Here is a 15,921-nt window from a genome sequence, read left to right as displayed (position 1 = left end):
CCGAATTTCCTACCCGTAAAACGGGCCTTCTCATTCCCCTCGATCGATGATTCATCCGTTGGTGCACAATCCGGCCTGCCGCACCCCCAGGAGGCGTAATCTCGGCTGCTCCGAGGCCGAACTACTTAAGGCGGTACGGCACATGGCGAAGGAGCCGCGGCCCCCGCTCGCCGAGCACCGGATGTTGATCGAACGGCAGGGGGAACTTCATGCCCTCGACGCCGCTTTCAAGGAGCTGCGGAGCACCACGGACGGGGTTTCGCGAGCACGGCGCAGGGGGCTGCTCGCCTTCACAGGGTCGGCCGGACTGGGCAAGACAGCACTCGTCAGGGCAGCCCGCTCCCGGGCTGCGGAGCACGGGTTCACCGTGCTCTCGGGCCGGGGCGGCGAGAAGGAGCAGGGGCTGGCGTTCCGCGTGGTACGCCAGCTCATGCAGCCTTCCCTGGCGACGATGGACAGGGCGGAACTCCGTACCTTCATGGGCAGTTGGTACGACATCGTCGCCGCCGCGCTCGGTCTCGAGGCACGCGGCCCCGTCCCCCCGCCGGACCCGACCGGGGTCCGCGAAGGTCTCGACTGGGTCATGACGCGCCTCACGGTGAGGAAGCCGCCCGTCGTCCTGCTCCTGGACGACCTGCACTGGGCGGACGCCGAGTCCCTCACCTGGCTCTCCTCCTTCGCGCCACGGGTGGAGGACCTTCCGCTGCTGATCGTGCTCGCCTATCGCCCCGACGAACTGCCGCCCGAGGCGGAGGAACTCCGCACACTCGTCGGACGCCACGGGGGCCGCCCCCACGCCCTGGACCGGCTCAGCGCCGACGGCGTGGCGCGGATCGTCAGGCAGGAAGTCGGGGAGGGAGCCGTGGACCGGTTCTGCAAGGAGTGCTGGTCGGCCACCGGCGGCAGCCCCTTCGAAGCGGTGGAGCTCGCCATCGGACTCGGCGAACGGAACCTGAGGGGCACCGAGGACGACCTGCCCGCGATGCGTGAACTCGCTGCGGCTGTCAAGGGTCCGGGACTGATCGAGCGTCTTGAAGGACTCGACACGACGACCATCCGCTTCGCGCACATCGCGGCCGTACTGGGTTCGCCCTTCTCCCCACAGCTCGCCGCGACGATCGCGGTGCTCGGCGACGAGGCCGTCGCCGAGGCGATCCAGCAGTTGCGCGCCGCCCGGATCCTGGCCGGCGGTCACGGTCCCGGGGGTGAAATCGAGTTCGTCCACCCACTGATCGCCACCACGATCTACCGGTCCATCCGCTCAGCCTTCCGGGTCGGTCTCCACAACGCCGCCGCGGAGGCCGTCCTGGCCGCGGGGTACGGCCCCACCGCCGCCGCCCGGCATCTGCTGGAGGTCCCATGCGAAGGCAACCCCGAGGCGGTCGCGTGTCTGCGCGAGGCCGCTCGTGAATACCTTCGCGCCGGGGCCACCGAGGCCGCTCGGCGTCTGTTGACCCGCGCCTTGCAGGAGCCGCCCCTTCCCGAGGAGCGTGCCGCGGTCCTTCACGAGCTCGCGTGCTCCACGTTCCTGATCGAGCCCACGGCCACGGTGCGGCATCTGCGCCAGGCGCTGGCGGAACCCGACGTCGACCCCGATCTGCGCGCCTCCATCGTCTATCGGCTGACGCAGGCCCTGGCCCACACCGACCAGCTGGCCGAGGCCGTGGACGTGGCCGCCCAGGAGGCGCGCAAGGCCACAAATCCGCGCGTCAAACTACGTATGCAGGCCGATCACTTCGTGTGGAGCATGGTCCGAACCGACGACCCGGACTCACCCGCCCGCTCTCGAACGCTGACGCGTCTGGCCGAGCAGTTGCCCGGTCGCAGACTGGAGGAGCGCTACATCCTGGGGCTGCGGGCCTGGGACGCGGTGAAGCGAGGCGAACCCAGGCAGACGGCCCTCACCTTTGCCGACAAGGCCCTGCGCGATGGCATGAGCTGGACCGACGAGAACCGGGGCTTCGAGGTGCCCGTTTCGGTCGCCCTGGTGTTCATGTACGGCGACCAGCCCCGGCGGGCCGAGGAGTTGTTCAACAAGGGCATCGAGGAGTGCGCGCGCAAGGGCTGGCGCGGTTCTCACCTGGCCTTCGGCCAGACCCTCGCCGGCTACATCCGCTACCGTCGCGGCTGCCTGGCCGAGGCCGAGGACCGCGTACGGGAGGGTCTGCGCATCGCCGACAAGGTGGAAGGGGCCGTGCCCGCCCAGTGGTTCGCCGTCGGCATTCTGATCCAGACCCTGCTGGCCCGTGGGCGCGTCACTGAGGCTCGCGCACTGGCCGACGAGCATCACTTCGGTGAGACGACTCCGAACGCCGTCATCTACCCAGACCCTCGCACCGTCTACGCGGAACTGCTCCTGGCGGAGGAGCGGCACGCCGAAGCAGCGGCGCTGCTGTCCTCGGTCGGGGAATGGCTGGACCAGCGAGCCTGGCGCAACCCCGCCTGGTGCCCGTGGCAGCTGCGGCTGGCGTCCGCGCTGGCCCCGACCGCACCGGACCAGGCGATCGCCCACGCCCAGGACGCCGTCAAACGCGCCCGGGACTTCGGCGCTGCCTCCACCATCGGCCAGGCCCTCCACACTCTCGCCGAGGTGACCGGCGGTCCCGCGGCGCTCGACCTGTATGCGGAGGCCGTCGAGCACCTGGAGCAGTCACCGTCAGCGTACGAACTCGCCCGCGCCCTGGTCGGCCACGGCGGCGCGCTGTCCCGCAACGGGCGACTCCAGGAGGCCGCCGATCGGCTCTACCAAGGTCTGGAAGGTGCCGTCCACTGCGGGGCCGAGGCGCTCGCCGCCCGAGCCAGGGAGGAGCTGTCCGCAGCCGGCCTGCGCCCGCTGCCACTGCGGTACGCGCAAGCCGACACCTTGACCTCCCAGGAACGCCGTACCGCCGAACTGACCGTCCAGGGCCAGCCGGTGGCGGTCGTCGCCAAGGAACTGCGCCTCACCGAGCAGGGCGTGCGGCACTTGCTGTCCTCCGTCTACCGCAAGATCGGCACCGACGCCACCGGCCTCCCGCTGTGCCTGGAGTCCGTGCCCCGCCCTCGGCCTTGAAGCCGCCTGTCCCGGGCCCTGTCGGCTGCGGTCATACGGGTCGCGCCCGCCCCTCCCAGTACGGGTCCCGCAACCGCCGCTTGTACAGCTTGCCGTTGGGATCGCGCGGCATCTCGGTGATGAAGTCGACGCTCTTGGGCCGCTTGTAGCCGGCGAGTTGCTGGGCACAGTGGTCGAGGATCGCCGCGGCGAGGGCAGGGCCCGGTTCGTGACCGGGGGCGGGCTCGACGACGGCCTTGACCTCCTCGCCCCAGTCGTCGTGCGGGATGCCGAAGGCGGCGGCGTCCGCGACGGCGGGGTGTTGGAGCAGCACGGACTCGATCTCGGCGGGATAGATGTTCACCCCACCCGAGATGATCATGTCGATCTTGCGGTCGCGGAGGAAGAGGTAGCCGTCCTCGTCGAGACAGCCGAGGTCGCCGACGGTGAAGAAGTCACCGATGCGGTTCTTCCTGGTCTTGGCCTCGTCCTTGTGGTAGGCGAAGCCGCCGGTGTTCATCTTCAGGTAGACGGTGCCGAGTTCGCCGGGCGGGAGCCGGTTGCCGTCGTCGTCGAAGATGGCCAGTTCGCTGATGGGCCAGGCCTTGCCGACCGTGCCGGGCTTCTTCAGCCAGTCCTCCGCGGTGGCGAAGGCGCCGCCGCCCTCGCTGGCCGCGTAGTACTCCTCCACGCACGGACCCCACCAGTCGAGCATCGCCCGCTTCACGTGGTCGGGGCAGGGGGCTGCGCCGTGGATGGCGTGCCGCATGGAGGAGACGTCATAGCGGGCCCGCACCTCCTCGGGCAGGGCGAGCAGGCGGTGGAACTGGGTCGGGACCATGTGGGTGTGGGTGCACTTCTCACGGTCGATCAGCCGGAGCATCTCCTCGGGCGTCCACTTGTCCATCAGCACGAGGCGGTGGCCGATGTGCAGGGACGCGCCCGCGAACTGGAGGACGGCCGTGTGGTAGAGCGGCGAGCAGACCAGGTGCACGTTGTCACCGAACGGGCGGATGCCGAAGATGCCGAGGAAGCCGCCCAGGTACGCCTCCTCGGGGACCTTGCCCGGCAGTGGCCGCCGGATGCCGCGCGGGCGGCCGGTGGTGCCCGAGGTGTAGTTCATGACCCAGCCCAGCTCGCGATCCGCCGGCGCCGACTCCGGCTGTCCGTCGAGGAGTTCGGCGTACGGCCGGAATCCCTCGACCGTGCCGATGGCGTACCGGTGGGTGCCGGGAAGGCCGGCCTCGTCGGCGGCGTGGCGCGCGGGGGCGGCGAAGCGTTCGTGGGCGAGGAGCACCTTGGCGCCGGAGTCGGCGACGATCCAGGCGATCTCGGGGCCGACGAAGTGGTGGTTGATGGGGACCAGGTAGAACCCGGCCTGGCTGGCGGCGAGGTACGCGGTGAAGAACTCGGCGCTGTTGGGCAGCACGACGGCGAAGGCGTCGCCGCGTTCCAGGCCGGCCGCGCGCAGGCCGTGGACGAGGCGGTTGGCGGCGGCGTGCAGTCGGCCGGCGGTCCACTCCTCGCCGTCGGGGGCGACGAGGACCGTGCGGTCGGGGTCGGCCGCTGCCTGGGCCCAGAAGCCTGCCGGGGGTGTGCTCGTGCTCGTCACTGGCCGCTCCTTCCGGCGATGCGGTTGATGCGATCGACGGCTCGCTCGAAGCCGCGGGTGAGGTCGTCGACGACGGCCTGGACGCTGCGTTCGCTGTTCATCCGGCCCACGATCTGGCCGACGGGCGTGCCGAGCAGCGGCTCGACCTCGTACTTCTGGATGCGGGAGACGGCCTCGGCGACGAGCAGGCCCTGCAGGGGCATGGGGAGGGTGCCGGGCCCGTTCGTGTCGTCCCAGGCGTCGGTCCACTCGGTGCGCAGCTGACGTGCGGGCTTGCCGGTCAGGGCGCGGGAGCGCACGGTGTCGCCCGAGCCGGCGGCCAGCAACTTCTCGATGAGCTTGGGTGAGGGGAGTTCGGCCTCTGTGGTCGTCAGCCATATGGAGCCGAGCCACACACCCTGGGCGCCGAGGCTTAGTGCGGCAGCCACCTGTTGGCCGCTGCCGATCCCTCCGGCCGCCAGTACGGGCAGCGGGTCGACCGCTTCCACCACTTCCGGCGTGAGCACCATGGAGGCGATCTCGCCGGTGTGGCCGCCCGCCTCGTAGCCCTGGGCGACCACGATGTCGATGCCGCCCTCCTTGTGCTTGACGGCATGCCGGGCGCTGCCCGCGAGCGCGGCGACCAGGACACCCCGGTCATGGGCACGCTGCACGACGTCCGCGGGCGGTGAGCCCAGGGCGTTGGCGAGCAGCTTGATCGGGTAGTCGAAGGCGACGTCGAGCTGGGTGCGGGCGACCTGCTCCATCCACCCGGTGATACGCCAGCCGGACGCCTCCCCCTCGGCCAGTTCGGGCACGCCGTACTTGGCGAGGGTGTCCTTGACGAACTGCCGGTGCCCCTCGGGGATCATCGCCTCGACGTCGGCCTCGGTCAGCGTGTGACCGTTCGGGGCTTCCACCTTCTTCGCGGGCATGACGACGTCCAGGCCGTAGGGCCTGCCGTCGACATGGGCCTCGATCCAGTCGAGGTCGCGTTTGAGGTCGTCGGGGGCCGTGTAGCGGACCGCGCCGAGCACTCCGAAGCCGCCGGCCCGGCTGATGGCCGCGGCGACGGCGGGGAACGGCGTGAAGCCGAAGATGGCGTGCTCGACTCCCAGTTTCTTGCTCAGCTCCGTCTGCATGGGCGCAGGATGCCGGAGTCCTCCGGAGGACGGAAGGGGTTTCCTGATGACCCGTCAGTTTTCCCTTCGCCTCCTGGGCACACCTCGTGGAACGCGCACGCCTCATTGACACGACCGGCACCCGACAGGAAGGTTTCACGATGACCGATGAGGCCCCCAGACTTACCCGCCGCCAACTGGGCGCTGTGGCCTTGGGTGGTGCCCTGGCCTTCGCCCCCTTACCCGCCGACCCGGCCGCAGCTTTCCCCGCGTCCGCTCACCCCACCCTCCGCCACGGCTCCCCCGAGCGTGCCGGTCTCCTCCCCGCCCACCTCCGCCGGCTCGTCACCGACGCCGAGGCGTTCCTCGACCCCTCCCCCAAGCACCCCTGGTACGCGGGCGCCGTCCTGCTCGCCGGGCGCGGCGGGACCGTAGCCCTGCACCAGCCCATCGGCATGGCGCTGCGCTACCGGGCGTACGACGAGAAGACCGACAGGGGCGTCGAGTTCCCGGCCGACCAGCAGATCCCGATGACCGAGGACACCGTCTTCGATCTGGCCTCGGTGTCCAAGCTGTTCACCTCGATCCTCGCCGTGCAGCAGGTCGAGCGGGGTGCCCTCGTTCTGGAGTCGACGGTCGCCTCCTACCTCCCCGACTTCGCCCGTGCGGGCAAGCAAGACATGACGATCCGTCAGCTCCTCACCCACACCTCGGGATTCCGCGCCTGGATACCGCTGTACAGCGTGCCGACGTACGAGGAGAAGCTCCAACTCATCTGGAACGAGGCGCCGCTGAACCCACCGGGCACCAAGTACCTCTACTCGGACCTGAACCTGATCTCCCTCCAACTGGTCCTGGAGAAGATCACCGGACGCACGCTCGACACCCTCCTCCACGATGAGATCACCGCCCCGCTCGGCATGCGCCGCACCCGCTACAACCCGCCCGCGGCCTGGAAGCCGAAGATCGCGGCCACCGAGGACGCCCGCAAGCCCTGGTCCGGCCTGGACCGTGGGCTCGTGTGGGGCGAGGTGCACGACGAGAACGCCTTCAGCCTGGGCGGGGTCGCGGGCCACGCGGGCGTGTTCTCGAACGCCTGGGACCTCGCGGTGCTCGGCCGGACGCTGCTCAACGGCGGCTCCTACGGCAAGTCACGCATCCTGGAACCGGAGTCGGTGGAGCTGATGTTCACCGACTTCAACACCGCCTTTCCCGGCGACGAGCACGGCCTGGGCTTCGAGCTCTACCAGCACTGGTACATGGGCGCGATGGCCACGCCGCGTACCGCGGGGCACACCGGCTTCACCGGCACCTCGCTGGTCCTCGACCCGACGACCGACTCCTTCCTCGTCGTCCTCGGCAACTCGGTCCATCCGGTGCGCAGTTGGCGTTCCGGTTCCGCGCCCCGGGTCGCCGCCGCCGACAACCTGGCCCGCGCCGTGCCGGTCCGGCCCCGGCATGGTCGTACCGCATGGTTCTCGGGAATGGCGAGCGCCACGACCGCGACCCTGGCTCTCCCCGCGCTCGACACGTTCCCCGGCGACGCACGGCTGTGCTGCGCCCTGTGGTGGGACACCGAACCCCAGTCGGACGTCCTCGCCCTCGAGGCGACCACCGACGGGGGCACCACCTGGCAGCGGCTTCCCTTCACGACGACACGCCCCGGCGAGCGACCGCAGGATCACCCTGCCGGCACGGTCACCGGCTGGTCGGGGCGAGTCTGGCACCGGCTGACGGCACAAGTCCCCTCGCACCGGCAGCTGAAGCTCCGCTGGCGGTACGCGACCGACCGGCTGTACGTTGGCCGCGGCGTGTACGTCGACGGCCTGCGGGTCGAGGCGGCGGACACCGTCCTCTTCGACGAGGCCCGCCCGGCGGACGCGGCGCGGATCGAGGCGACGGGCTGGTCGGCCGCCACTGACTGACCGCTCAGCCACTTCGCCGCAACACACGCGACGACTCCAGGGACCATGAGGCATGCGCTCGGACGACTGGCACCTCACCGAAGACATCGACGACTTTCTCGCCCGAGCCGGAGACTTCCTGCGCTCGCGCCCCGCCCTGCACAACACACCGCTGACGGACCTCGAGAAACTGCGCACACGCCGGGCGGACGCACACGGTCCCGCCGCCACCGTCTTCGGCCGACTGAAGTCAGGAGGCGAGGTCCGCGCTGTCCTTTATCGCACGGGGCTCGGCCACCTGAGCCTCACCCCCCTGTCTGCCGAACAGGCCGGCGCCCTCGCCGCTCACCTGGCCGGCCTCGGCCACTCCCCCTCCGGCGTCATCGCGGACCACGACAGCGCCACCGCTTTCGCCGAAACATGGCAGCGGCACACGGGCGCGGCGCCGGTACCCTTCTGGCGGACTCATCTGTACCGTCTCGGCACACTCAGCCCACCGGAGCCGTTCGCGGCGGGCCTGGGCCGCGTCGCGGACGAGAAGGACCATGAGCAAGTCGTGCGCTGGTGCCATGAGTTCTGCGTCGACGTGGGAGAGAACGCCTCCATGGACGCCATTGACGCCGGCTCCTGGGCCGACACCCGCTTCGCCGACAAGCACTTCACGTTCTGGGAGGCCCCGGACGGCACTCCCGTATCCATGGCGGGCTCGACGTCGATGGTCGGCGGCATGATCCGGGTGGACCCCGTCTACACCCCGGCCCACCTCCGGGGCCGCGGCTATGCGGGCGCCGTGACGGTCGAGGTGACCAGGGCCGCGCTGACGGCGGGCGCGACGGACGTCGTCCTGTTCGCGGACCCGACCAACGCCACCAGCAACGCCCTCTATCAGCGCATCGGATACGTCCGCGTCGCGGACTTCACCGGGTACAAGTTCTCCTACGGCGCACCGGAAGGCGGTTAGGCCTTCAACCGTCGCCGGCCTCCAGGACCGCCATCGCCGCGTTGTGCCCCGGCACCCCGCTCACCCCGCCCCCACGCACGGCGCCCGCCCCGCACAGCAGCACGTTCGGGTGCCGCGTCTCCACGCCCCAGCGGCCCGTGCCCTCCTGGGTGTACGGCCAGGCCAGCTCGCGGTGGAAGATGTTGCCGCCGGGCAGGCGCAGGTCGCGTTCCAGGTCCAGCGGGGTCTTCGCCTCGATGCAGGGCCGTCCGTCCGCATCCGTCGCCAGACAGTCGGCGAGCGGCTCGGCGAGGTGGGCGTCGAGCTGGGCGAGCGTCGACTTCAGCAGTTCCTCGCGTACGGCCTCGTTGTCGCGTTCGAAGAGCCGGGCCGGCGTGTGCAGTCCGAACAGGGTGAGGGTCTGGTAGCCCCGTTCGACGAGGTCGCGGCCGAGGATCGTCGGGTCGGTCAGGGAGTGGCAGTAGATCTCGGACGGCGGCGCGGTGGGGAGTTCCCCGGCGGCGGCCTGTGCGTGGGCAGTGGCCAGTTGGCCGTAGTTCTCGGCGATGTGGAAGGTGCCGGCGAAGGCCTCGCGGGGGTCGACGGAGCTGTCGCGCAGCCGGGGCAGGCGCTTGAGCAGCATGTTCACCTTGAGCTGGGCACCCTCGGCGGGGGCCGGGGGCGTGTCGCCGGTGAGGGCGGCCAGCTCCTGCGGGGAGGCGTTCACCAGGACGTGCCGGGCGGCGGCGACGCCCTCGCCGTCCGCCGTCCGATACGTGATCTCCGCCGTACGGCCGTCCGTGTCGATCCGTACCGCCTCGTGCCCGGTGACGACGGCCGCGCCCGCCTGACGAGCCGCCGCGGCCAGGGCGTCGGTGAGGGCGCCCATGCCGCCGACGGGGACGTCCCAGGCGCCGGTGCCGCCGCCGATCACGTGGTACAGGAAGCAGCGGTTCTGCTTCAGTGAGGCGTCATGGGCGTCGGCGAAGGTGCCGATCAGCGCGTCCGTCAGGACCACGCCCCGCACGAGGTCGTCCGTGAAGCGGTCCTCGATCGTGACACCGATCGGTTCCTCGAAGAGGATGCGCCAGGCCTCCTCGTCGTCCACCCGGCGGCGCAGTTCCTCGCGGCTCGGCAGGGGTTCGGTGAGTGTGGGGAACACCCGCTTGGCGACCTCGCCGGTCATGCCGTAGAACCGCTGCCAGGCCGCGTACTCGGCATCGCCGCCGGTCAGCCGGGCGAACGCCTCCCGGGTGCGCCGCTCACCGCCCCCGACCAGCAGTCCGGTCGGCCGTCCGTCCCGTTCCACGGGCGTGTACGAGGAGACGTTGCGCGTGCGGACGCGGAAGTCCAGGGCGAGGTCCCGCACGATCTTCTTCGGCAGCAGGCTGACCAGGTACGAGTAGCGCGACAGCCGTGCGTCGACGCCGGCGAACGGCCGCGTGGACACGGCGGCGCCCCCCGTCTGCTCCAGCCGCTCCAGCACCAGCACGGACCGTCCGGCCCGGGCGAGGTAGGCGGCGGCGACCAGGCCGTTGTGGCCTCCGCCGACGATGACCGTGTCGTATGTACGGTGTCCCGGGTGTCCCTCGTGTGCAGGCATGGTTCTTCGTAACACGTGATGATCTAGGTCGGCCATAGGTCGGCCGCGCAGGAGTCACCGGCCAGGGAGACTTCCGGCCTCACGAGCCACCGGACCCCTGCTGTTGCCGCAGCACCGCCACCCTCCGGTAGAGCTCGACGGCCTCCGCGCCCCGCCCGAGCTGCTCCAGGCAGTGGGCCTCGTCGTTGCGGCTGGCGAGGGTGTCGGGGTGGCCGGCGCCGAGGACGCGTTCGCGGGCGGCGGCCACCCTGCGGTACTCCGTGAGCGCGTCCGGCCAGCGGCCCAGCCAGCCGAGGCTCACGGCGACCTCGCGCCGGCTGACCAAGGTGTCGGGGTGGTCCGGGCCCAGCACGCGCTCGCGGATCGCGCACACGTCTCGCGATTCGGCGAGGGCCTCCTCCCAGCGGCCGAGCCGGCCGAGGTTGACGCCGAGGCCGTGCCGGGCGCGGAGGGTCTCGGGGTGGGCGGGGCCGTGGACGCGGGTGCGGTCGTCGATCAGGTCGCGGTAGAGCTGGAGCGCCTCCGCGCTGCGGCCGAGGCGGCCGAGGCTGATGCCGACCTCGTAGCGGGCGGCGAGGGTGTCGGGGTGGTCCGGGCCGAGTGCCTTCCCGCGCGCCTCGGCGACCTCGCGATAGGTCTGCAGGGCCTCCGGCCAGCGTCCCAACTGGCCCAGCGCATACGCGACTTCGTAGCGGGTGACCAGGGTGTCGGGGTGCTGCGGGCCGAGGACGCGGGCGCGGGCCACGGCGACCTCCTCGGCCATGCGGTACGAGTCCTCCAGACGGCCCAGCCTGCTGAGGTTGAAGGCGAGGTTGTGGCGGCAGCGCAGGGTGTCGGGATGATCGGCGCCCATGGCGCGTTCCCGTGCCGTCAGCACCGACGCGTAGACCTGGTGCGCGTCGAAGTGACGGCCCAACTGGCCGAGCACGTAAGCCATTTCCTGCCGGGCAGCGAGCGTCTCCGGGTGGTCCGGCCCCAGGGCGAGGCTGCGGGCGCGGGCGACGTGCTTGTACTCGCGCAGGGCGTCGGCGGCGCGGCCGGTGCGGCTGAGCGTGAAGGCGACCTCGTAGCGGCTGGCGAGGGTGTCCGGGTGGTCCGGGCCGAGGAGGTGCTCGCGCTCGGCGGCGACGGCCCGGTGCACCTCGCCCGCCTCGGTCCAGCGGCCGAGCCGGCCCAGGCTGAGCCCGGCGTTGTGCCGTCCGGACAGCGCCGCGAGCGTCGCCGCGGAAGGGGCGTCGGGCCCGTCCGGCACGGCGGTCTCCTCAGGGCGGCCGGTGGCCGGCCGCGGCACCCACTCGCCGGTGAGGCCGGCCCCGGCATCGGGGGGTGTGGTGCGCAGTCCGGCGCCGGTGGCCTTGTGGCCGGTGGTCATGCCACGGGTCCAGGACGGCAGGCGGGGTTCGCGGGCCAGGGGCGCCGGGGGCCTGTGGTCCGGCTGCGGGGTCACCACGGTGGGCACGTACGTCGGCGTCGTACGGCCCAGACCGATCCTCCGCCCCAACTCGCGTCCGTCGTGTGGGCGTTCCTCGGGGCGTTTGGCGAGCAGGTCCAGGATGACCTTCTCCAGGTACTCGGGCAGCTCGGCGCGGTGGTCGCGCGGCGGCCGGGGCGGGGTGTCGCGGTGGCCGACGAGGATCGCCCACGGGTCGTCGAGGTCGAACGGCGGTACCCCGGTGGCGATTTCGTACAGTACGCACCCCAGCGAGTACAGGTCGCTGCGCTGGTCCACCTCGCTTCCGCTGATCTGCTCCGGCGACATGTAGTGCGGGGTGCCCATCGCGATGCCGGTTCCGGTCAGCCGGGAGGTGAAGCCGATGTCGTGGCCGAGACGTGCTATGCCGAAGTCGCAGATCTTCACCGTGCCGTCGGCGAGCCGCATGATGTTCGCGGGCTTCAGGTCGCGGTGCACGATGCCCTGTTGGTGGGTGTAGGCGAGGGCGGCGGCGACCTGGTCGGCGATCTCGACGACGTCCGGGACGGGCAGCGGGTGGTGCTTGTTGTCCTCCAGGAGCTGGCTGAGGTTGCGGCCCTGAAGCAACTCCATGACCAGGAAGAGGATGCCGTCGGACTCGCCGAAGTCGTGGACGACGGTCACCCCGCGGTGCTGAAGTGCGGCGGCCACCCGGGCCTCCCGCCGAAACCGCTCCCGCAGGACACGGGTGAAGGACTGGTCGTGGTGCGGTCCCAGCGGCTTGAGGCACTTCACGGCGACATGCCGGCCCAGCGACTCGTCGCGCGCACGCCACACCTCGCCCATACCGCCGCGCCCGATCAGATCGAGCAGCCGGTACCGGCCCTGGATCAGCCTGCTGTCCCCCATCTCCCGCGATCGCCCCCCGTCACGGTCCGCCCCACCCTCCCCCGGCTCGTCCAGTATGGCGAGCTATCGTCCGAGTTTGTACGGTGCCGGGCGCGAGTCGGGACCGAGCCGGGCCATGGCGCGCAGGATGTGTTTCGGCGGGAGTTGCCAGCGCAGACGTGCGGGAATACAGCGCAGCAGGGTGCCCGTGGCACGCAACTGGCGGGTGACGGTGGCGGGTTTCGGGGCCGGTCTGCCGTACAACTCGTGGGCGTACGGCGGCAGGGCGGCGTACGCCAGTTGCGCCACGCGCCGCCACAGCACCTCGCGCGCCGGGATGAGAAGGGGATGCGTCGGCGGGCGGAGCAGGAAGTCGTCCACGGCGCGTGCCTCGGGTCCGCACGCGAGCTCGGGGCGCACCTTCTCGAAGTACGCCGCCATCTCCTGCTGGTTCGCCGGTACGGCGTCGGGGTCCAGGCCCACCAGGCGGGCACTGACGCGCTGTTCGGCGATGTAGCGGTCGACCTGCGCGTCGGTGAGGTGAAAGCCGGAGCGGCGGCCGACCTGCAGATAGGAGTCGATCTCCGCGCAGTGCACCCACAGCAGCAGTTCGGGTTCCTCGACGCCGTACCGCTCCCCCGTGTCCGGGTCGGTGGCACTCAGCATGCCGTGGATCTTCCGGACTCGGGCCCCGGCCTTCTCGGCGGCCTCGGTAATGCCGTACGTGATCGTCCCGACGAAGTTGGCCGTGCGCAGGAGTCGGCCCCAGGCGTCGCGCCGGAAGTCGGAGTTCTGCATGACGCCGCGCACGGCGCGCGGATGCAGGGCCTGGAGGTAGAGCGCGCGGACTCCGGCGACCCACATCATGGGGTCGCCATGCATCTGCCAGGTGACCGAGGAGGGACCGAACAGTCCCGGATCGGCATCGGTCATGCGGCCCACCTCCGCGTACGCCCGTTCGACCACGATCCCATGCCGCGAATCCGTGGTCGAGGGGCCGGTTGGGGAGCAAGGCGCATTGCCGGGCGCTACTGGCGGGAGTGGGCGCAAGACACTCGCCTGCTCCAGGGCGCATCGATTCACACGAGCGGTGAACTGCGGTCACCGGTTCTGCCGTGCGTCGAAGTGGGCCGTGGCCAGGACGGAGCCGTCCGCGGCCAGCAGCCGGGCACCGGACACCGTGTCCGGGTCGACCCGCGTGGGGGCTCCCCAGTAACCCCGGCCGGCGTCGTCGAGGGCGAAATCCCCGATGTGGACCGACGTGCCGTCCGTACGTTCCAGTCGGCAGCTGACCCTTCCGGCTTCCGGGTATCCGTCGCGCGAGACTGCGGCCTCGGACTCCTCTGCGGCCCGGGAATCGGATCCGGACCCTTCCCGGCCGAGGTGGACCGACATGTAGAGCCAGCCCGGAGATCCGGTATAGGCGAAGATCCGGCCCACCGGACGGTGGTCGGGGGCCAGCAAAGACGCTGCGCGCAGGCTGTGCTTCGAGCCGGGGGGCTCCGAACTCTGCGAGGGGGGAGCCGGCACCCCCTCGATGGCCGTACCGACGGCCCAGCCACCGAAGCCGAACCCGAGGGCGATCGCGGCGGCGGCCGCGACTGCTACGCCGGCCCGTGGTCGGCGCCGTCGCCGTGGCGGCCGGTTCGGGCGCAGCCCGTCCGTCACTCGTGTCTCGAAGCCGGCGGGCGGCTCGCTGCCCGGGACGAGAGAGAGCAGCCCGTCCGCGACGAGCGTCAGCTGCTCGACGTGTTCCCGGCAGGTGGGGCAGCGGTCCAGGTGGGCGATGGCCTCGGCGCGCTCCTGACCGGGGAGGATACCCAGCGCCAGCTCGTCGGCGACGGCCCTCAGCCGCTCGCAGTCCCTGTCAGTCATGATCGGCTCGCTCGGGTCCCAGAACCGTCCGCAGTTTCCCCATCGCCGTCCTGATCCGTGTCTTCGCCGTGCCCAGGGGGATCCCTTCGAACTCGGAGATCTGCCGTGCGGTCATCCCGTAGATCCCGGCCATGACCACGGCACGCGCCTGCTGGCGCGGTAGGCCGGCCACCGCGGCCCGTATCCGCGATGCCGCCTCGTCGGCCAGTGCCCACTGTTCGGGCGTCCGGGTCACGATGCCGAGCAGAGCGTCGAGGTCCTCGGGGGAGACCGGGGTCGCGTTGCGCGCGCGGACGGCGTCGATCGCCAGGTTGTGCGCGATGGTCCCCAGCCAGGTCTTCACCGATCCGCGCCGGGAGTCGTAGACCTGCGCGTGACGCCAAGCTCTTTCGAAGGTCTGCTGGGCGATGTCCTCGGCGAGCTGGGGGTCGTCGACGACAGCGATGGCGATACCGAAGACCATGTGCTGGAACCGGCGGACGAACGCAAGGGCGATCTCCGGGGCGCCGGTCGCCATTCCCGCCAGCAGCGCCTCGTCCGAGAGCCGCCCGAGGGGGAGGCCCGATCTCCGCATACCAGTGGATACGGCGGACCTCGCCGAACGGATTCCCCCGCTTCCACGCGGGAACACGGCCCCATTCTTCCGCTTGCTCCCGCTTGCCGGAAATCCCCTGGCGCAGTCCGTCCGTACCTCTGGTCAGGAACGATTTCTCACGGAGGGCCGAGACATGGCGACGACGCTCATGACGTTGGTGCGCAAGAACGTCGGGCCCGGGCTGGCCGCCGGAGCACTGGCGGGCATCCTCGTGGCGTGCGGAGGCGGAGACGACAACGGTGGTGGCTCGTCCACGTCGACCCCGGAGCAGAGCGGCAAGCCGGGAACCACTCAGGTGGACGTCAAGATGACCGACTTCAAGATGCAGCTGTCCAGGACGACGCTGGAGGCGGGTGACTACACCTTCGTCGCCAAGAACGACGGACGCCACGACCACGCCCTGGAGATCGAGGGCTCCGGAACGGAAGAGAAGACGCGGACGCTGGAACCCGGAGAGTCGGCGCATCTCACCATCACGCTGAAGGACGGCACGTACGAGGTCTACTGTCCCGTCGGCGGGCACAAGGACCTGGGCATGAAGACTGAGCTCACCGTCGGTGACACCGCCTCACCGGGCACCGACACGACCGACCGCAATGGCTACTGAGCGCACGCTCGTGCTCGTCGCCCTGCGGCCGGCCGCGGCGGGAACGGCCGTGGCCATGGGCGCGATCCACCTCCACCTCTGATACGACGGCTACCGGTATCTGGACACGATCGGCACGCTGTTCCTGCTCAATGCGATCGGGGCCGGGCTGCTCTCGACGCGAACCTGGTCAAGCCGACCCTCGCCGTCGAAGCCGCAGGGTGCGTTCTGTTGGTGGCGCCGGCCTTGCTGAATAGACGCGACATGTTGGGTCACGTCTACTGACGGACCCGTCCGCCCAACCGAACACCCGTCCCAATTCCGACGCGCCCCATTGACGCGCCCCCAGCCCCCACATACCTTCCTCGTCGAAGCG

At 71.0% G+C, this 15,921-nt stretch carries 11 protein-coding genes; 4 read left to right on the top strand and 7 right to left on the bottom strand.

Annotation, left to right across the window (positions count from 1 at the left end; translation table 11 throughout):
• Positions 1-142 precede the first annotated feature (142 nt).
• Positions 143-3,052, top strand: a complete 2,910-nt coding sequence (locus ACTMVF_RS37005; protein WP_441275458.1) for an ATP-binding protein — start codon at positions 143-145, stop codon at positions 3,050-3,052.
• Positions 3,053-3,083: 31 nt separating this feature from the next.
• Here ACTMVF_RS37005 and ACTMVF_RS37000 read toward each other — a convergent pair whose 3' ends face one another.
• Positions 3,084-4,643 (bottom strand): acyl-CoA synthetase, encoded by a 1,560-nt coding sequence (locus ACTMVF_RS37000; protein WP_441275457.1) that lies wholly within the window; start codon positions 4,641-4,643, stop codon positions 3,084-3,086.
• On the bottom strand, positions 4,640-5,764 hold the full coding sequence (locus ACTMVF_RS36995) for an NAD(P)H-dependent flavin oxidoreductase (protein ID WP_441275456.1): 1,125 nt from the start codon (positions 5,762-5,764) through the stop codon (positions 4,640-4,642). The genes ACTMVF_RS37000 and ACTMVF_RS36995 overlap by 4 nt, the downstream gene beginning before the upstream one ends.
• 140 nt (positions 5,765-5,904) lie before the next feature.
• On the opposite strand from ACTMVF_RS36995, the gene ACTMVF_RS36990 reads away from it, so the two are divergent.
• Both ACTMVF_RS36990 and ACTMVF_RS36985 read left to right on the top strand, forming a co-directional pair.
• Positions 5,905-7,668 carry a serine hydrolase gene (locus ACTMVF_RS36990; RefSeq protein ID WP_441275455.1) on the top strand — a complete coding sequence of 588 codons (1,764 nt, stop codon included), beginning with the start codon at positions 5,905-5,907 and terminating at the stop codon, positions 7,666-7,668.
• Between the two features lie 52 nt (positions 7,669-7,720).
• Positions 7,721-8,608 carry a GNAT family N-acetyltransferase gene (locus tag ACTMVF_RS36985; RefSeq protein ID WP_441275454.1) on the top strand — a complete coding sequence of 296 codons (888 nt, stop codon included), beginning with the start codon at positions 7,721-7,723 and terminating at the stop codon, positions 8,606-8,608.
• Positions 8,609-8,612: 4 nt separating this feature from the next.
• Here the strand turns inward: ACTMVF_RS36985 and ACTMVF_RS36980 are convergent, their stop codons facing one another.
• The 5 genes from ACTMVF_RS36980 to ACTMVF_RS36960 all read right to left on the bottom strand — a co-directional run bounded on the left by ACTMVF_RS36980 (position 8,613) and on the right by ACTMVF_RS36960 (position 14,938).
• Entirely contained in the window at positions 8,613-10,190 is a 1,578-nt protein-coding gene (locus ACTMVF_RS36980) for a phytoene desaturase family protein (protein WP_441275453.1), read from the bottom strand.
• Between the two features lie 79 nt (positions 10,191-10,269).
• Entirely contained in the window at positions 10,270-12,510 is a 2,241-nt protein-coding gene (locus ACTMVF_RS36975; RefSeq protein ID WP_441275452.1) for a tetratricopeptide repeat protein, read from the bottom strand.
• A 63-nt stretch (positions 12,511-12,573) separates the two neighbouring features.
• Positions 12,574-13,422 carry an oxygenase MpaB family protein gene (locus tag ACTMVF_RS36970; RefSeq protein ID WP_441275451.1) on the bottom strand — a complete coding sequence of 283 codons (849 nt, stop codon included), beginning with the start codon at positions 13,420-13,422 and terminating at the stop codon, positions 12,574-12,576.
• A gap of 168 nt (positions 13,423-13,590) precedes the next feature.
• Positions 13,591-14,364: a hypothetical protein gene (locus tag ACTMVF_RS36965; RefSeq protein WP_441275450.1), complete on the bottom strand. Its 774-nt coding sequence runs from the start codon at positions 14,362-14,364 to the stop codon at positions 13,591-13,593.
• The gene (locus ACTMVF_RS36960) at positions 14,357-14,938 is read right to left on the bottom strand and encodes an RNA polymerase sigma factor (RefSeq protein WP_441275449.1); all 582 of its coding nucleotides are present in this window, start codon (positions 14,936-14,938) and stop codon (positions 14,357-14,359) included. The genes ACTMVF_RS36965 and ACTMVF_RS36960 overlap by 8 nt, the downstream gene beginning before the upstream one ends.
• Positions 14,939-15,092: 154 nt before the next feature.
• Between ACTMVF_RS36960 and ACTMVF_RS36955 the strand changes: the two genes are divergently transcribed.
• Positions 15,093-15,566: a cupredoxin domain-containing protein gene (locus ACTMVF_RS36955; RefSeq protein WP_441275448.1), complete on the top strand. Its 474-nt coding sequence runs from the start codon at positions 15,093-15,095 to the stop codon at positions 15,564-15,566.
• The last annotated feature ends 355 nt before the right edge of the window (positions 15,567-15,921 follow it).

The organism is Streptomyces sp. SD31, from assembly GCF_052068475.1.
In the GTDB taxonomy this organism is placed as follows: Bacteria; Actinomycetota; Actinomycetes; order Streptomycetales; family Streptomycetaceae; genus Streptomyces.
This window is presented reverse-complemented; position numbering and strand designations above follow the sequence as displayed.